Raw genomic sequence first — 17,182 nt, forward strand, 5'->3', positions numbered from 1 at the left:
TTTAGGGAACAGTCATATTAATTGTCTTAATTTTCAGTTGATATTAAAATTATAGTAAGAGGTAACTTTTAATAAAGGGTGGGGAAATAGAGATGACGGTATATTGGTTGACTAATGTAACGCTTGAATCGGGGTATACATATGAAGAGGGGAGAATTTCAAAAACAGAAACAGAGTTATGTAGTTTACTTATTGAAGAGGGACGAATTAAAAAAATTATAGCAGGGACTGTTCAAGAGGAAGGGGTACTCATTCTTGATGCTAATCGTTTATTAATTTTGCCCGCTTTCGAAGAGATGCATATTCACATTGATAAGACATATTATAGTGGTCCTTGGAAAGCTTGTATGCCAGCAGAAAGTATTTTTACACGTTTTAATGAAGAAGAAAAAATTTTACCAAAGCAATTAGCGACTGCCCAAAATAGAGCGGAAAATATGCTAGAGTTACTACTGCAAAATGGTGCAACGAATATTAGAACGCATTGTAATGTTGATCCAATTATTGGGCTTGGTAATTTGGAGGCGACGTTAGCGGCATTAGAAACATATAAAAATCGAGTGTCTAGTAGAATTGTTGCGTTTCCGCAACATGGATTATTGCGCAGTAATTCTGTACAACTCGTGAAAGATGCGATGCGTATGGGTGCTCATCTAGTCGGAGGCGTAGATCCAGCTACAGTGGATAATGACATTGAAAAATCATTACATACAATTATGGATATCGCAGTAGAATTTAATGCGGATGTTGATATTCATTTGCATGATGCGAATAATCTTGGAACATTTACGATGAAGAGATTGGCAAGTTTAACAGAAGAAGCAGGATGGCAAGGTCGTGTAACAATTAGTCATGCACTTGGACTTGGTGGTGTTACTGATAAAGAGGCTGAAGAAGTGGCAGAAAGACTCGCAAATGTAAATATTGATATTACTTCAACGGTACCAATTGGTAAACAGGTAATCCCAATTCCGTTATTAGATAAAAAAGGTGTTAAGGTTTCATTAGGGAATGATAGTATTACAGATCATTGGTCACCGTTTGGAACAGGTGATATGCTTCAAAAGGCGAATCGATTAGCAGAGCGTTTTGGGTGGAGTGACGAAAGGTCTTTAGGAAAAGCACTTCGCTTTATTACAGGAGGAAAAGAAACGTTAAATAATGAAGGGAAGCGAGTATGGCCGAATGTAGGGGATGAAGCGAGTTTTGTTTTGACAAATGCGACATGCGCTGCTGAAGCAGTAGCGCGTCAAATAGAAAAACGTTTAGTCGTGTATAAAGGAAATATTGTTGTTGGAAGTTTAAATGAAGTGGAATTAAATAATCTTGTGTAGAAGAATCGTTTAAATATTTTGAGGGGGGTTCTAATGGTAAGTCTAGAACTCTTCTTTTTTATTCTTACAATATATTTTTTATAGGAAAGCTAGAAGGGATGAAAATTTTGGACAATCAACATAACCAAAATCATATTATGGGAACTTTGCAATGGTTTATATTTTTATTAGCAAATTCAATCGCACTACCAATTGTCGTTGGCGGATTATTTCATCTTACGACGGAAGAAATATTTTATTTAATGCAGCGTACGTTTTTTGTAGTTGGTATATCTTCTTTTTTACAAGGCTGGCTTGGGCATAGACTGCCAATTGCGGATGGGCCGGCTGGATCTTGGGTTGGTGTATTTACCGTACTTGCTTATGCAACGGCCGGACAGGATCAATTACATAGTACACTGCAAATTTTAGAATTAGGAATGATAATCTCCGGTGTTCTTTTAATAGGATTAGGAGTAACTGGTTTTATAGGACGTATTTTATTTTTATTTACGCCGCTTGTGACAGGGACGTTTTTACTTTTATTATGTTTACAATTAAGTGGTGTATTTTTAAAAGGAATGTTAGGAATTACAGCTACTATTTCTCAAATCGACGGATTTACAGCAATGATCGCGTTTAGTATATTTTTGTTCGTTATTATACTATCTAATTTCGGAAAAGGCTTTGTCAAAAGTTATGCAGTTTTAATAGGATTAATTAGTGGGTGGATTATTTTTCTCATTGCAGGAAAAGTGACAATCCCATCTCAAGTAACTCATTTTGTGCAACTTCCACATATATTTGCTTGGGGACTTCCGAAATGGAATATAGGTATGGCTGTGTCAAGTTTCGTTATGGTATGTATTTTAGTTTCGAATACGGTGGCAGCTATTATAGCAATTAATCAAGCAACTATTCATAAAGCGACTATTGAACAAAAACAGTTGAAAGATGGAACATGGGTTGGGGGGATTTCACATATCATCTCTTCTGTATTTTCAACTGTAGGTGTCGTTCCGTTACCAGCAACGGCAGGATTTATACGTTTAACAAAACAAAAGTATATACGATCGTTCTTAATGGCATGTGCGTTACTAGTCGTAATGTCTCTTTTTCCAAGTATTATTCGTTACTTAGCATCTTTACCATCTGCTGTCGCATCGGCTGTTTTAATGGCTTCGTTCGTACAGTTAATTGGAATTGGATTTAATAATATAAAACAAGTGCCGATGAGTGAAAGGAATGTAACGATTTTAGGCGTTGCAGTATTATTTGGCAGCGGCGTTATGTTTTTACCGTCTGGAGCACTCCAATCCTTGCCGTCTGTTATGCAATATATATTCGGTAATGGTTTATTTGTAGGTACGGTTGTAAGTATATTGCTAGAACAAATATGGCGCGTTGGAAAGTAAGTGGATAAAAAGAGTGTACGCACTGTATAAAAGTCTAAAATAACATAGGAAATAAAGCCCATTTTCATTCACCACCTGCACATTTCGTTCATACAATATCTTGACTAAATAAACACCCAACTTACACATACACAGCTCTGGCTTAAGCAAGGAGGGTTATACCAGTTGAAGGAAAAAGCGTATCAATCTAAACCTTTACTCACAAAGAGAGAAAGAGAAGTATTTGAATTACTGGTTCAAGATAAAACAACGAAGGAAATTGCAGGTGAACTTTTTATAAGTGAAAAGACAGTTCGCAACCACATCTCAAACGCAATGCAAAAGCTAGGGGTTAAAGGACGTTCACAAGCAGTTGTGGAGCTTCTTCGTATGGGAGAGCTCGAACTATAAGAAAGCAGCCGACTTTTATACAAAGAGTCGGCTATTTTTTTGTTTGCTTCACTTGCTATATGAATGATAAGAACACTCCATACATAAATAGGTAATAAGGAGGGGATATGTTGAAAAGGATACTGTTAGTTTCAACAAGTGCTCATGATATGAATGGACACCCGACGGGTTTGTGGCTTGAAGAGCTCGCAGCTCCTTATCATTTATTTAAAAAGGCTAAGTTTGATGTTGATATTGTGTCAATAAAAGGCGGGAGAGTACCTATAGATAGAGTGTCTATTCCGAATGGTATACCTCGCGAATTCAAGCATGTAGCTTCTTTATTACAAAATACGAGGCCGATTTCAAATGTTCATTTCTCGGATTATGATGCGGTTTTATTTGGTGGTGGGCACGGGGCGATTGTAGATTTTCCAGGCAATCCATATGTAGCAAATTTGATTGAGAATATGTATAACAATAACCGGATTGTAGCGGCTGTTTGTCACGGAGTAAGCTCCTTAGTCGGTGTGAAAAATAAGGATAGCTCGTTTTTTGTTGCCGGTAAGCGTATAACAGGTTATACAAACGATGAAGAAAAAGCTGTACATTTAGAAAAGCGCGTTCCGTTTTTGTTAGAAAGTAAGTTGAAAGAAGAAGGAGCTTTGTTTTATGTAGCGCCTAATTTTACGCCGCATGTGGTAGTAGATGGGCATTTAATTACAGGGCAAAATCCACAGTCTAGCGTGGAAATAGGTAAGGCTATAAAAAGGGCTGTAAATAAATTATAGAAAAAGTACCCGCTACTAACAAAGGTAGTGGGTATTTTTATCCTAAAATTCCCCCCTCAAAATTGGTTTGTAACTGTCCAGTTGGTGATAATGGATTCTAGTTCTTTATGTATAGTATATGAAAATGTAATAAACTAAAAAAGCATAATGAGTATAATAACTTCATTTATAATCATTCGTGAATTTGCTATACTATTTTGTATGGACAAAAGGGGAGGCTCTTTTAAATGAGAAAAGTCGCATGTGCAAATACTTATATTAATAAAATAAAGCCCGTTATTAGAAAGACGAGTTTTAGCCAATTGAAAATAGATGAAATTGCGAAATATATGGATATTAGTAAAGCTACTTTATATAAACGTTTTTCTTCGAAAGATGAAATTATTGAGGCGGTAGTAGAGGATTTTATGAATTATCTACTCGAAGGTGATGCGGACAATCAAGATGAAAGCATGTCTTTTGCAGAACGTTTCCAAAAGACGTTTATCCACTCTTTAAAATGTGTGACATATATTTCGGATGTTTTTTTGCAAGATTTGAAAGAAGCATATCCGCATTTGTCAGATCAATTAGTCGCTGCACAACAAAATCGTAATCATAATTTGCAAATGTTTTTTGAAGCGGGTATGGAACAAGGTTATTTTAATAAAATGAATGCACAATTATTTATGGTACAAGATGATGTGATGTTACGACGTATTATAGATCATTCTTTTTGTATTCAGTACGATATTACTTTAAAGAAAGCGATATTTGATTTTTATCAATTAAAGAAGTATCAACTTTTTAAACCAGAGTATATAGAAGCAATTGATGATTCTGAAATTGAAAAAGAAGTTATTGCTATTTTGCAAATGATTTCGTAAAAAAGCAGATCTCCCTTAGTAGAGGGAAATCTGCTTTTTTAGTACATATTATTTTTGCAACTGTTTTAATACTAATTCGGCTACTGAACCACCTGAAGCTGGGTTTTGACCAGTGATAACACGATTATCTTCTAGAGCAAAAGCTTCCCAAGGCTGTGCAGCTTTTTCGTAAAGTCCTCCATTTTTAATGAGTTCATCTTCTGTTAAAAATGGAACGAATTGATCTAATTCAGCTAATTTTTCTTCTTCATTTGAAAAGCCTGTTACCTTCTTACCGCTAATTAAACGATCCCCATTACTTAATGTAATATGAAATAAACCAGCTGCTCCATGACAAACGGAAGAAACAATACCGCCGTTTTCATAAATATTGCGGCTAATATTTTGAAGTTCTTTATTTTCTGGGAAGTCCCAAATAACCCCGTGACCACCTGCGTAATAAATAACAGCGTAGTCTTCTGGATTCACTTCACTTGGTTTCATTGTAGAACCGAGGCGATTCATAAACTCTTTCTTTTGGTACCATTCCCAATCGATGCTCTCCGCCATTGCTAAACTATGTGGATCAATTGGTGTATAACCGCCTTGTGGACTGACGTAATCAACTTCGTAACCCGCTTCTTCTACTTTTTTTACGAAATGTACAGCTTCACCGAGCCAAAGTCCGGTAGCCCTACTTAAATTTGGGTATTTTTCTACGCTTGTTAATACAACTAACATTTTTTTCTTCATCATAATCCTCCTATAATGTCTCTTCTATATAAAAGTTCTGTATTCGTTTCATTTTATTAAGTTAAAAAATGCAAATTTGAATAATCATGCCAGTCCTCCTTATATCAGCTTCGAAATTAGTGTATAATAACTTTTGAACAAAGTAAACTAAAAAGACTAAATTAGTTTACTTTGTATGTTTTTCGTTGACAAACTGTAATGCTGAAACTATGATAGTTCCATGAATATCGAACAATATACGTGTTTCGTTTCGAATTCAATTTATCGCGCGATAAATTAGCACCATTTATACATTTAATGAAGTTGTTTAGTGGTGATACAACATTTAAATAACTTCATTTTTTTATCTATAGTTTGACAGTTTTAAAATTGCAATCAGGAGAGTGTTACACATGGGGAAAGATATAAGTAACCATTCGAAATGGTTTGTTTTTACATTATGTTTTATTGTTTTGTTAGGACCGATGAACGCTGTGTTATTTAATGTAGCGCTAGAGGATATTGCCAATGATTTATCAATTAGTCAATTGAAAGTAAGTTGGGTTGTAGTAGGGTATTCTTTAGTCGTCGGTATCGGTTCGATGATATATGGAAAACTGGCTGATCGTTACAGTGTAAAAAGGCTATTAATTATTTCTATTATCATATTTGTAGCTGGTTCTATTGTTGGGTTTGTGAATCAATCTTATGAGATTATCATTTTCGCAAGGCTAGTGCAGGCGAGCGGAGGAGCAGCGTTTATTGCGCTTAGTATGATTGCGGTGGCTAAATTAGTTGCTCCAACTAAAAAACCGGGTGCGTTAGCAATGATTAGTTCTTCTATTGCATTAGCGGTTGGTATTGGACCTTTAGTTGGTGGGGCAATTACAAATACGTTAGGGTGGCCGTATTTATTTTTATTTATGGTTATTTCAATGGTTGGTATTTTCTTGCTCGTAAAATTTATGCCAGAAGAGGTGCAACATACCGATGAAGTGTTTCACTTTGATTTCATTGGAGCAGTTTTATTATTTGTATTGATTACGACCGTTTTATTAGGAGTGAATATTAATAGTTGGCTTTTTGTGTTATCTGTTGCTTTCCTATTTTTATTCAAGGCTCATATGAAGAGAGCAGAGTCGCCGTTTATTGATATTGAGTTGTTTACAAATAAACCATTACTGCGTTTAATAGCGGTCGGATTTATCATTAATGTGGCGTTATGTGCTAGTTTATTATTATTACCATTACTGTTAGGAAGAGGGCACGGATTGTCTCCGTTCGTTATTGGAATTGTATTGTTTGTTGCATCTCTCTTTGGTATTGTATCTAGTTTTATTACCGGAAAGATTATTCCTGCGTTTGGGAATGTGAGGATGATGTATGTAGCGTCTGTAGTTATGATCATTGGCTTTTTAATTTTAGGGATTATTCCAGACGGGAACTTACTCTTTATTTTATTTGCGGTTATTTTAACATTTATGAGTTATTCGGCAATTCAAGTATCATTAAACACATTTATTCCGAAAACATTAAATCCAGCTAAAGTTGGAGTTGGCCTTGGTTTATATAATTTAATTAACTTTTTCGGTATGGCATTCGGACCAGCTGTAGCGAGCAAAATTATGGAATCTACAAATAGTTATCGATTGAATTTTATTTTGATCGTCATTTTAATTTCTGTTCATTTCGTCTTATTAATGGGAATGTCTTCTTTTCAAAAAAAGATGGATCAATGAATATGCACTTTATATAGAAGAAACCGACTTTCTTATAGAAGGTCGGTTATTTTTCTATCTTGCAAATTATGAAAAAAAGGAGCAAAATAAAAAAGGTCCTAGTCAATACATGGGCAAATGAAAATTTTCATACAGAAGCATTTGAAGTGAGCGAACTTAAAGTGTGTAAAATATAATGATAAACATAAAAGATGATGAATGAGAAAACGGGTGATGAAGTTGAATAGAGCAATCGGTGTTATCGATTCAGGAGTTGGCGGTTTAACAGTAGCGAAGGAATTAATTCGTCAGTTGCCGAAAGAGCGTATCATATATTTAGGAGATACAGCACGTTGTCCTTATGGTCCACGTTCTCGAGAAGAAGTACGTCAATTTACGTGGGAAATGACGGAGCATTTACTAGATTTAAATATTAAAATGTTAGTTATTGCGTGTAATACAGCAACTGCAGTTGTATTAGAAGAGATGCAAAAACAATTACCAATTCCAGTAGTAGGAGTTATTCACCCAGGATCACGTACAGCTTTAAAAGTGACAAACACGTATCACGTTGGGATTATTGGAACGATTGGAACGGTGAAAAGTGGTGCATACGAAGAGGCGTTAAAGTCTATTAATAACCGTGTTATGGTAGAAAGTTTAGCTTGTCCACCTTTCGTTGAACTTGTAGAGAGTGGGAATTTCGAAAGTGAAATGGCGTATGAAGTTGTAAGAGAAACGCTGCAACCACTGAAAAGTACCGATATTGATACACTTATATTAGGGTGTACACACTATCCGATTTTAGGACCTGTTATTAAAAAAGTAATGGGAAATAAAGTACAACTAATTAGTTCTGGTGATGAAACAGCACGTGAAGTAAGTACAATCTTATATCATAGTAAAATGTTGAATGAAGGAGAAGAACAAAGCGATCATCTCTTCTTAACAACAGGAAAAATAGGCTTGTTTAAAGAAATTGCATCAAAATGGTTCGGTCAACCGATTGAAAATGTGAAGCATATTCATTTAGAAAAAGAATAATAGTAGAATTCATATAAGTGAGCTCCTGAGAAATCAGGAGTTTTTTGTTTTATCTTGCTATTTGCTGGGCAGTTAGACCCTCCACTGATTAAAGTTTCACTTTATAAGAGGCACAGCTTGTTCTAAAATGTGAAACGGCTCGTATACATAATAGTACAAACTTAGATTTTAGGGGGGAATGGCATGCCTAAATCCACTTTTAAATGGGTTGTTGGTGCTACTGTGAGCGCTGTTTTACTAACAGGGTGTGGCTTTATAAATCAGGAGAAAGCAACTGAACAAATTGATCCGCCAAAACAAGTTACGTATACAGAGGGTGGGAAGAAAGAAGTAGCTAAAAAAGATAAGCAAGGGCAAATGGTAAATAGAGAACTATACCTTGTTGATAAAAATGGTTATGTTGTACCACAAACGTTAGCTATACCTACTCCGAAAGCAAATGAGACTGTGAAGCAAACGTTAGAATACCTTGTGAAAGATGGACCGGTAACGAATTTATTACCGAATGGGTTTCGTGCAGTCATTCCGGCGAATACAACGATGACTTTAGATTTGAAAAAGGACGGGACGGCAGTTATTGATTTCTCTAAAGAAATGAAAAACTATGCGAAAGAAGAAGAGCGTCAAATCATTGAATCTATAGCGTGGACGTTGACGCAATTTACAGAGATAAAACAAGTGCAGTTCCAAATAAATGGTGAGAAATTGGCGAAGATGCCGGTTGCTGGTACACCGCTTGGTGAAGGAGTGAGCCGTGCAAATGGTATTAACTTCGATGATGAACAAGTAGCAGATGTAACAAATACAAAACCAGTCACACTGTATTTTATGGCGCAAAATAATAATAAACAGCAATACTACGTACCAGTCACACGCCGCGTTGCGGAAGGTAAAGAAAATGACTATGCAGCAATTATAGATGAACTTGTAAAAGGTCCGATCCATCAATCGCTCCTGAATGATTTTAATCCAGGCGTTAAGCTTATTACGAATCCGAAATTACAAGACGGAAATCTTACATTAAACTTTAATGAAAATATATTTGTAAACCCAGATAAAAATATGATCTCAAATTACGTATTGAAGTCGTTAGTTTTATCTTTAACAGAAAAGAAAGGTGTGAAAAATATTTCTATTGAAGTGAATGGAAAAGCAAATCTTATAGATGAAAAGGGCGGAAAGTTAATAAAACCTGTAGATCGTCCAGAAAACGTGAATACAGGTAGTTTTTAATCTTGAATAATTTGATATACTTAAGTAAGAAAGGAGAATTGCTTTTTGGGTTCTCCTTCTTTTATTGTATACATATCATACATTTAAATTTGGCTATACTAACGAGTAGTAATTAAGAGGAGGTTATTTTTATGCGAGTAGATGGTAGAGAGAAAACAGAATTACGCCATATACATATTCATACGAATTATTTAAAACATCCAGAGGGATCTGTATTAATTGAAGTTGGGGATACAAAGGTGATTTGCTCAGCGACAATTGAAGAGCGTGTCCCGCCATTTATGCGTGGAGAAGGAAAGGGCTGGGTAACAGCTGAATATGCGATGATTCCACGTGCGACAGAACAACGTACAATTAGGGAGTCAAGTAAAGGGAAAGTAACAGGACGTACAATGGAAATTCAACGTCTAATTGGACGAGCATTACGTGCGGTAGTTGATTTAGAAGCGCTTGGCGAGAGAACAGTTTGGATTGACTGTGATGTTATCCAAGCAGATGGTGGAACGAGAACAGCGTCTATTACAGGTGCATATGTAGCGATGGTATTAGCTTTCGAGAAATTATTACAAGCAGAAAAAGTATCTAAAATTCCAGTAAAAGATTATTTAGCAGCAACGTCAGTAGGAATTGTTGAAGAGCAAGGTGTTGTTTTAGATTTAAACTATGCAGAAGATTCTAAAGCAGACGTTGATATGAACGTAATTATGACTGGAAAAGGCCAATTTGTTGAAGTGCAAGGAACTGGAGAAGAAGCGACGTTTAGTAGAGCGCAGTTAAATGAACTACTTGATGCTGCGGAAAAAGGCATTTTCCAACTGATTGATATACAAAAAGAAGCTTTAGGTGACATCGTATCTCATATAGAGTAGAGGTGGAAAGTATGAAACAAGTTGTTGTAGCGACAAAAAATATGGGAAAAGTACGTGAGTTTGCTGAATTATTTGAGCGATTTGATTTAGAAGTGAAATCATTACACGATTTTCCTCATATTGAAGAAGTCGAAGAAACTGGTGAAACATTTGAAGAAAATGCGATCTTAAAAGCGGATAGTTTGAGTAGACAGTTGAATTCTATCGTAATTGCGGATGATTCGGGTCTTATTGTAGATGCTTTAAATGGAAAACCAGGAGTGTATTCAGCGCGTTTTGCTGGTGAACCGAAAAATGACCAAGCAAATATCGATAAAGTGTTACAAGAATTAAATGGCGTTGACTTTGAAAGGCGTAAAGCTCGTTTCTATTGTGCATTAGCAGTTGCTTTCCCTGAAGGTGATAAAAAGCCTGTCATTGTAAATGGGACATGTGAAGGATTTATCTTAGAACAACGCCGCGGAGAAAATGGCTTTGGATACGATCCGATTTTTTATGTGGAAGAATACAAAAAAGCAATGGCGGAATTAAGTTCAGATGAAAAAAATGCTATTAGCCATCGTGGCCGTGCTCTTCGTAAGTTAGAAGAAAAAATCCCGGAATGGTTTTTAGGAGAATAAGGGAGAGAGAATGATGAAAGCTTTAATCGTAAGCGATAGTCATAGCTCTGTGAAGGAATTACAGCAGTTGAAAGAGAAATATGAAGGGAAAGTAGATATCATGATTCATTGCGGTGATTCAGAGCTAACGCCTGCTCATGAAGAACTGCAAGGTTTCCATGTTGTAAAAGGAAACTGTGATTATGCTAACTTTCAAGATGAAATTGTAACTGATGTAGATGGAATTCGCTTCTTAGTAGTGCATGGACATCGCCATAATGTGAAAATGACATTACAAACGCTAGCGTACCATGCTGAAGAAGTGGGAGCGCAAGTTGCATGCTTCGGACATTCTCACGTATTAGGTGCGGAATTAATCGAGGGCGTTTTATTTATTAATCCAGGCAGTATTTTATTACCACGTCAGCGTGTAGAAAAGACATTTTCTTTATTAGAAATGGATGAAAATCAAATGGAAGTTCGTTTCGAAACGTTAGACGGACAACTAGTTGAACAAGCAGTTTTTAAAAGAGGATAAGAAAATTTATCCTCTTTTAAAAAAGGTGTTGACTTTATGTGTGGTTATACATATAATAAATATTGTCGATAGGGCAACGGCGCTAACGAAGAAAAGAAAATAACATATGCGGGTGTAGTTTAGTGGTAAAACAAGAGCCTTCCAAGCTCTGGTCGAGAGTTCGATTCTCTTCACCCGCTCCATGTCCCAGTAGCTCAGCCGGATAGAGCATACGCCTTCTAAGCGTACGGTCGGGAGTTCGAATCTCTCCTGGGACGCTAAAAAAACCTTGTTATCTTTTGATAACAAGGTTTTTTGTTTGTCTACAAATTGATGTATGTGCAAGAGGTTTAAAAATATTATAACGGGATATATGATAATGAGTATATGCAACAGATTAAAGTGCATTAAAAAGAGCGCTTAAAAAACGCTCTTTGCTAGTCAGTTATATTATTTGTTTGTTCAGGCTCATCAAATGGTTTATGCACGTATTGAAAACCATATCCAGCTTCAACGAGAGCCTCATCAATCTTTTCTAAAAATTCTATGCCCCATTCAGTAAAAAGATATTTCCCGAATATCTTAATAACAAAACCATACCCTTTTACTTCAGGATACCTTTCGTAAACCTCGTCACTTTCTATAAAGCCCAAATACAAATTGATTTTTTCTTGCAGTAATTCAATATGTTTTTCCTCATCAGACCAGTCTAATTCATCAGCGATGACTAAATAGGCTATTTTTTCTTCTTTATTGTAGCCCATAAAATCAACTTTTTCTAATTCGTATAAAGACATAAGTACACCTCTTATCTATTGTTTTCTTCTAATTTCAACTTTAGTTGGAGGTATTTCCGTACCGCCTACAAAAGGTGGTTTCCCTTTGCCTACAACTGTTGCGCCATATTCCTCTTATTTAATTTAAAGAATCAATAGGCTTATGATGGAACTCAAATCCATATCCGTATTATCCTAATTTTTTACTTAGAATGTTCTAAAACTTTTTACCATTCTAGTAAGATTGAGCATCGATTGTCGGAACTTATCCCCGGCAGTGTGTTACAATTAATAGAAGCGGAAAACGAGAATCTCCAATTGACTGGACCTGTGATTGGTTAGAGGGTTTAAGAAGGTCGTATAAAAAAGGGAGATGGCGCAAAGATGGCGAGATCAAATGAGAATGATTTAACGGAGAAATTGGCAGAAGGTCACCGGAAATATGGTGATGGCAATTTTACAGTACAGAATATCGGTGATGAAACTAACCCGAATTGGACTGTCGTAAAAAATGTGAGGAAGGGATCGGCAGGCATTCGCGAAGGAGAAGATATATTAAGACTGCGATCCAAATATATAAAATAGTACGGAAATGGGCGGAGCGGGAGTTCGAATCTCTCCTGGGACGCTAAGAAAACCTTGTTATCTTTTGATAACAAGGTTTTTTGTGTATTTTAAATTAGTTGTTAATAAACTTGTCAAAGACAAAACCATAATCTTTCACATTATATTGTTTCTTCGTATCAACAAGCCAGTTAAAGGCAATATCGTTCATTTCTTTAAATTGCTCTGCTAAGTTTACTTGTGCGTTTGAAATACGGCTAAAGGCATTAGATGCCATATCTAAACTTTTATGTGCATATTGTAATGTAATATCGTTGTCGTATGAAATTTCTTCGATTTTAAGTAAAGCCTTATATAAATCTTTTAATTCTTCAATATGTTTTTTATGAACATCAATTGAGTAATGTTCATCGCCCATTTGAAACTTAATTTCTACATCTAAATCAATCGTTCCTGCAGTTTCAAGTGCTACGTTTTTAATTTGATATTTGCTATAACTAAAGCGGCGTAGTGTACGTTTTTTACTTGTTGCGCTTGTACCGTCTAAGTGAATTAACCCTTTGTTTGTGAAGCAATATTCATCTGATTTGGATTTAATTAGAAAGTAAATTTTCTCCCCATCTTCATGCATCACATAATCATCAGCATCGACCTTATCATAGTCTTTAGGTGTAATGACAGAACCTACATCGCTTAGTCCTAATACATCTGCCGCCATTTTTTTAAACATATATAATCCCCCTTGTAAATTAAATTCTTAATTGTACAAAAATATATTAACACGATTTTCACCAGTTGTTTTCTTGTAATACGAAAATATCTGAAAGTAAGTTAAGAAAAGTAACGAATAATTATTTTGATTCTAAATTATTTAGTAAATCTATTAGTTTAAGAGTCGATTCGTTCAAAAATAACTAAAAGAAAAAAGTTGATTTTACAAGTAATTATAGAGAAATTCCGTGAAAGCACCTCAAGCGATATGAGGTGTTTTTCAATCTCTTTTTGAAATCTTACAATTCTGTAAGGTAACTGTAAGGTAGTTCGATGGTAAGAAATTGCTAATCTTTTATAATGAAGATAACAACGATAAAACGAGGAGGAAAAAATGATGAAAGGATTAGTTGTAACGGGCTTAACGGTTGCTTTTGGATTTGTAGCGTATGAGAAATTAACGTATGTAGTTGATGTTGTGAAACATTTGATTGCTTAGAGAAAACAGCCATGAGAGGGAAAGGGAATGAGTGAATGAATGGAATGGTTATTTGGAATTATAGGTACTTGTAGTGTAGTGTTATTGTTCTTTGTCCCAAGTGGTATACTTAGTTCGACAACAAGTTTGTTCTTCTTAAGTTTGTTTGCTTGTACGATGCTTATTATTATGTTTTTAATGAAGCGAAGTAAACCAATCTTCTATTTTAGCATGATTGTTATGGCAATTATTGTTCTCCAAATTATTACCCTTGTAATATACCCCACAATTATAAAAGCTTTCCATTAATGATGAATCCTCTGCGCTTGTTGCTGGGGATTTTTATTTGTGCAATTTTAATTTTTAGTTGAAATTTATTCGTATTGGAATGTAAAAATTAAATATTTCCATATTTCAAACAAATAGTTTAGGGATGTTGTGTTCTCATTACGCATTTGATATATTTACTTTGAACATAATTAAAATCAAGAAAAAGAGGCGGACGTATGGATAAAAAAGAAAATACGGTCGTATTGTTTCCACAACTATCAGAGCGCTATATTGATGAAGGTTTTTTAGCGCTGAAAGAGCGGGAATTCGAAGATGCATTGCGTTGCTTTGAAATACTACGTCAGTATAATGCGGAAACGGAACAAACGGAATTAGCTTCAGTTATTTGTTTACTTGAATTAAAACGTATGGAAGAAGCGAAAGACAAATGTGAACAGTTGCTTAAAACAGGAGTTGTCTTATTTGGTGATATTCTTGAAACGTACGTAACTATTTTAGTTCAAACAAATGATTATGAAGGTGTTATTGAAACTGTTGAAAAGGTTTTACAAACGAAAGATATAATGCCTGATCAAAAGGAAAAATTAGCGCAGCTTGCTTTATTTGCAGAAGGTATGCTAAATGAGGGAGACGCATCGCTAGTGGATTCAAATTTTGAATTGGATGAGTTTACTAATGAAATTTTTGGAGAAAACTTTGGACAGAAGCTAAGAGCGATTCAGCGACTTTCGTTAAAAGACTTAGATCTTGCATTACCTGTTTTAAAGAAATTTTTAATAGACGAAGAGCAGCACCCCTATTTGAAAACTTCTATTTTGTATAAAATGATAGAAAGTCAGGTAGAAGAAGAAATAGAGGTAGAAAAGTTTGGAAATACGATTAAGGTGATTCCAGCATTTACAGGTCATAATGAGGAGCAATCCAATAACATTATACATAAATTATCAAGCCGATTAGAGCAAAATTATCCCGATATATTTGAAGCAATGGTTACATATTGGAAAGAGTTGCAAATTAGCGTTTTCCCATTCGCTCTATTAATGGATAAAGAAGAGATTTGGTCAGCTGTTTTAGAGAGAATTGGAAGAAAGCGTTTCGGATTGGCTATAGATGAAGAAGAGCTTATGGCAGCATATAATATCGAATTGGAAGAGTTTCATATTGCCTATCAATGGTTATTACGTGTTGAAAGAGAAGGATATTTGCCCGTATAATTATGAAAAAGAATCGTTCAGTTCTTGAAACGAGCATATTCTATGTTATAATGTAAGGGTTGCAAAAGGCGGAAATCTGCCTGTTTGTAAGAGAAGAGAAGTGTAATTCTCTTACTTAATATGTTTCATATTATTCTCGAACAAAATATACCGTAGTTGTCTTCTGGGCAATTAGTAGATTGGAACATTATATCTGAAAGCTTTTGCTAGAGGATTATTTGTGTATTTGTTATTTCAAAAAAGAGATAATGAAGATCTTAATCTATAGAGGTATGTGCATACATTATTATAGTTGGAGGGAAAGAATAAATGTCTACAAAATGGGAAAAATTAGAAGGTAACGTTGGCGTTTTAACAATCGAAGTTGATGCTAAAGAAGTAAACAACTCTATCGACGCTGCGTTCAAAAAAGTAGTAAAAACAATTAACGTACCAGGTTTCCGTAAAGGAAAAATGCCTCGTCCATTATTCGAACAACGCTTTGGTATTGAATCTTTATACCAAGATGCTTTAGATATTATTTTACCAAAAGCATACGGTGAAGCGATTGAAGAAGCTGGTATCTTCCCAGTTGATCATCCTGAAATCGACATCGAGAAGTTTGAAAAAAATGCTAACCTTATCTTCACTGCAAAAGTTACAGTGAAACCTGAAGTTAAATTAGGTGAGTACAAAGGTTTAGCAGTAGAAAAAGTTGAAACAACTGTAACTGACGAAGATGTAGAGAACGAATTAAAATCTTTACAAGAGCGTCAAGCTGAACTAGTTGTTAAAGAAGAAGGAACTGTTGAAAACGGTGATACAGCTGTAATCGACTTCGAAGGTTTCGTTGATGGCGAAGCATTTGAAGGCGGAAAAGGCGAAAACTACTCTCTAGCAATCGGTTCTGGTACATTCATCCCAGGTTTCGAAGAGCAAGTAATCGGTCTTAAATCTGGTGAGTCTAAAGACGTTGAAGTATCATTCCCAGAAGAGTACCATGCTGCTGAATTAGCTGGCAAACCAGCAACATTCAAAGTAACAATTCACGAAATCAAAACAAAAGAACTTCCTGAGTTAAACGACGAGTTCGCTAAAGAAGCAGACGAAGCGGTTGCAACTCTTGATGAATTAAAAGCAAAACTTCGCACAAACTTAGAAGAAGGCAAAAAGCACGAAGCTGAGCACAAAGTACGTGACGAAGTAGTAGAATTAGCTGCTGCTAACGCTGAAATCGAAATTCCAGAAGCTATGATCAACACTGAGTTAGATCGTATGGTTCGTGAATTCGAGCAACGTTTAAGCCAACAAGGTATGAACCTTGAGCTTTACTACCAATTCACAGGTACTGACGCTGACAAATTAAAAGAGCAAATGAAAGAAGATGCACAAAAACGTGTAAGAATCAATCTTGTTCTTGAAGCTATCATTGAAGCTGAAAACATCGAAGTTACTGAAGAAGAAGTAACTGCAGAAGTTGAAAAAATGGCTGAAATGTACGGTATGCCAGTAGACGCTATCAAGCAAGCTCTTGGAAGCGTAGACGCTTTAGCTGAAGATCTTAAAGTGCGTAAAGCTGTAGACTTCTTAGTAGAAAACGCTGCATAATAAAATAACAAGGCACGATTTTAATCGTGCCTTGTTTTATAAATATAGAAATATATTTATAAAACTTTTCGATGGAGAAGGAAAAGTTCCTTTACAAGTCGAATATACATATTTCA

At 35.4% G+C, this 17,182-nt stretch carries 18 protein-coding genes and 2 tRNA genes; 17 read left to right on the plus strand and 3 right to left on the minus strand.

The features are described 5' to 3' along the window. Nucleotides 1-92 precede the first annotated feature (92 nt). From AC1Q8M_RS16635 to AC1Q8M_RS16655, 5 genes are all read left to right on the plus strand, one after another. On the plus strand, nt 93-1,334 hold the full coding sequence (locus AC1Q8M_RS16635; RefSeq protein ID WP_098361464.1) for an amidohydrolase family protein: 1,242 nt from the start codon (nt 93-95) through the stop codon (nt 1,332-1,334). Between the two features lie 98 nt (nt 1,335-1,432). Next, nucleotides 1,433-2,728, plus strand: a complete 1,296-nt coding sequence (locus AC1Q8M_RS16640; RefSeq protein ID WP_098361465.1) for a purine/pyrimidine permease — start codon at nt 1,433-1,435, stop codon at nt 2,726-2,728. A 165-nt stretch (nt 2,729-2,893) separates the two neighbouring features. Then, nucleotides 2,894-3,118, plus strand: a complete 225-nt coding sequence (gene gerE, locus AC1Q8M_RS16645; RefSeq protein ID WP_000659484.1) for a spore germination transcription factor GerE — start codon at nt 2,894-2,896, stop codon at nt 3,116-3,118. Between the two features lie 107 nt (nt 3,119-3,225). Further along, nucleotides 3,226-3,888 carry a type 1 glutamine amidotransferase domain-containing protein gene (locus tag AC1Q8M_RS16650; RefSeq protein WP_016512275.1) on the plus strand — a complete coding sequence of 221 codons (663 nt, stop codon included), beginning with the start codon at nt 3,226-3,228 and terminating at the stop codon, nt 3,886-3,888. A gap of 227 nt (nt 3,889-4,115) precedes the next feature. Next, complete coding sequence (locus AC1Q8M_RS16655; RefSeq protein ID WP_016512276.1) at nt 4,116-4,754, plus strand: TetR/AcrR family transcriptional regulator; 639 nt, start codon at nt 4,116-4,118, stop codon at nt 4,752-4,754. Nucleotides 4,755-4,802: 48 nt separating this feature from the next. On the opposite strand, the gene AC1Q8M_RS16660 is transcribed toward AC1Q8M_RS16655, so the two are convergent. After that, nucleotides 4,803-5,486, minus strand: a complete 684-nt coding sequence (locus AC1Q8M_RS16660; protein ID WP_000728528.1) for a type 1 glutamine amidotransferase domain-containing protein — start codon at nt 5,484-5,486, stop codon at nt 4,803-4,805. A 392-nt stretch (nt 5,487-5,878) separates the two neighbouring features. Between AC1Q8M_RS16660 and AC1Q8M_RS16665 the strand changes: the two genes are divergently transcribed. From AC1Q8M_RS16665 to AC1Q8M_RS16700, 8 genes are all read left to right on the plus strand, one after another. Then, nucleotides 5,879-7,204, plus strand: a complete 1,326-nt coding sequence (locus AC1Q8M_RS16665) for an MFS transporter (protein ID WP_098361467.1) — start codon at nt 5,879-5,881, stop codon at nt 7,202-7,204. Nucleotides 7,205-7,417: 213 nt separating this feature from the next. After that, nucleotides 7,418-8,227 (plus strand): glutamate racemase, encoded by an 810-nt coding sequence (gene racE / locus AC1Q8M_RS16670; protein WP_016512279.1) that lies wholly within the window; start codon nt 7,418-7,420, stop codon nt 8,225-8,227. 183 nt (nt 8,228-8,410) lie between these two features. Next, nucleotides 8,411-9,460, plus strand: a complete 1,050-nt coding sequence (gene gerM, locus AC1Q8M_RS16675; protein WP_001126743.1) for a spore germination protein GerM — start codon at nt 8,411-8,413, stop codon at nt 9,458-9,460. A gap of 131 nt (nt 9,461-9,591) precedes the next feature. Beyond that, a complete protein-coding gene (gene rph, locus AC1Q8M_RS16680; protein ID WP_001261762.1) occupies nt 9,592-10,329 on the plus strand; it encodes a ribonuclease PH in 738 nt (245 codons plus the stop codon). A gap of 11 nt (nt 10,330-10,340) precedes the next feature. Beyond that, on the plus strand, nt 10,341-10,949 hold the full coding sequence (locus AC1Q8M_RS16685; protein ID WP_141533147.1) for an XTP/dITP diphosphatase: 609 nt from the start codon (nt 10,341-10,343) through the stop codon (nt 10,947-10,949). Between the two features lie 13 nt (nt 10,950-10,962). After that, a complete protein-coding gene (locus AC1Q8M_RS16690; protein WP_098366039.1) occupies nt 10,963-11,466 on the plus strand; it encodes a metallophosphoesterase in 504 nt (167 codons plus the stop codon). Between the two features lie 108 nt (nt 11,467-11,574). Then, nucleotides 11,575-11,648, plus strand: a tRNA-Gly gene (locus AC1Q8M_RS16695). Nucleotide 11,649: 1 nt separating this feature from the next. After that, nucleotides 11,650-11,723, plus strand: a tRNA-Arg gene (locus AC1Q8M_RS16700). A gap of 159 nt (nt 11,724-11,882) precedes the next feature. On the opposite strand, the gene AC1Q8M_RS16705 is transcribed toward AC1Q8M_RS16700, so the two are convergent. Continuing rightward, entirely contained in the window at nt 11,883-12,242 is a 360-nt protein-coding gene (locus tag AC1Q8M_RS16705) for a DUF6572 domain-containing protein (protein WP_000061063.1), read from the minus strand. A 363-nt stretch (nt 12,243-12,605) separates the two neighbouring features. On the opposite strand from AC1Q8M_RS16705, the gene AC1Q8M_RS16710 reads away from it, so the two are divergent. Then, complete coding sequence (locus AC1Q8M_RS16710) at nt 12,606-12,806, plus strand: hypothetical protein (protein WP_000124460.1); 201 nt, start codon at nt 12,606-12,608, stop codon at nt 12,804-12,806. 94 nt (nt 12,807-12,900) lie between these two features. Here AC1Q8M_RS16710 and AC1Q8M_RS16715 read toward each other — a convergent pair whose 3' ends face one another. After that, nucleotides 12,901-13,515, minus strand: coding sequence for a PH domain-containing protein (locus tag AC1Q8M_RS16715; protein WP_098366040.1), 615 nt, complete (start codon nt 13,513-13,515; stop codon nt 12,901-12,903). Nucleotides 13,516-14,034: 519 nt separating this feature from the next. Here AC1Q8M_RS16715 and AC1Q8M_RS16720 point away from each other — a divergent pair. The 3 genes from AC1Q8M_RS16720 (at nt 14,035) to tig (ending at nt 17,066) form a co-directional block, all read left to right on the plus strand. Beyond that, nucleotides 14,035-14,283 (plus strand): hypothetical protein, encoded by a 249-nt coding sequence (locus AC1Q8M_RS16720; RefSeq protein ID WP_001983650.1) that lies wholly within the window; start codon nt 14,035-14,037, stop codon nt 14,281-14,283. A 197-nt stretch (nt 14,284-14,480) separates the two neighbouring features. Continuing rightward, nucleotides 14,481-15,479, plus strand: coding sequence for a hypothetical protein (locus AC1Q8M_RS16725; RefSeq protein WP_000358255.1), 999 nt, complete (start codon nt 14,481-14,483; stop codon nt 15,477-15,479). A gap of 309 nt (nt 15,480-15,788) precedes the next feature. Beyond that, entirely contained in the window at nt 15,789-17,066 is a 1,278-nt protein-coding gene (gene tig / locus AC1Q8M_RS16730) for a trigger factor (RefSeq protein WP_000105215.1), read from the plus strand. Nucleotides 17,067-17,182 lie beyond the last annotated feature (116 nt).

This window comes from Bacillus sp. GW823-FHT06A10 (assembly GCF_058795375.1).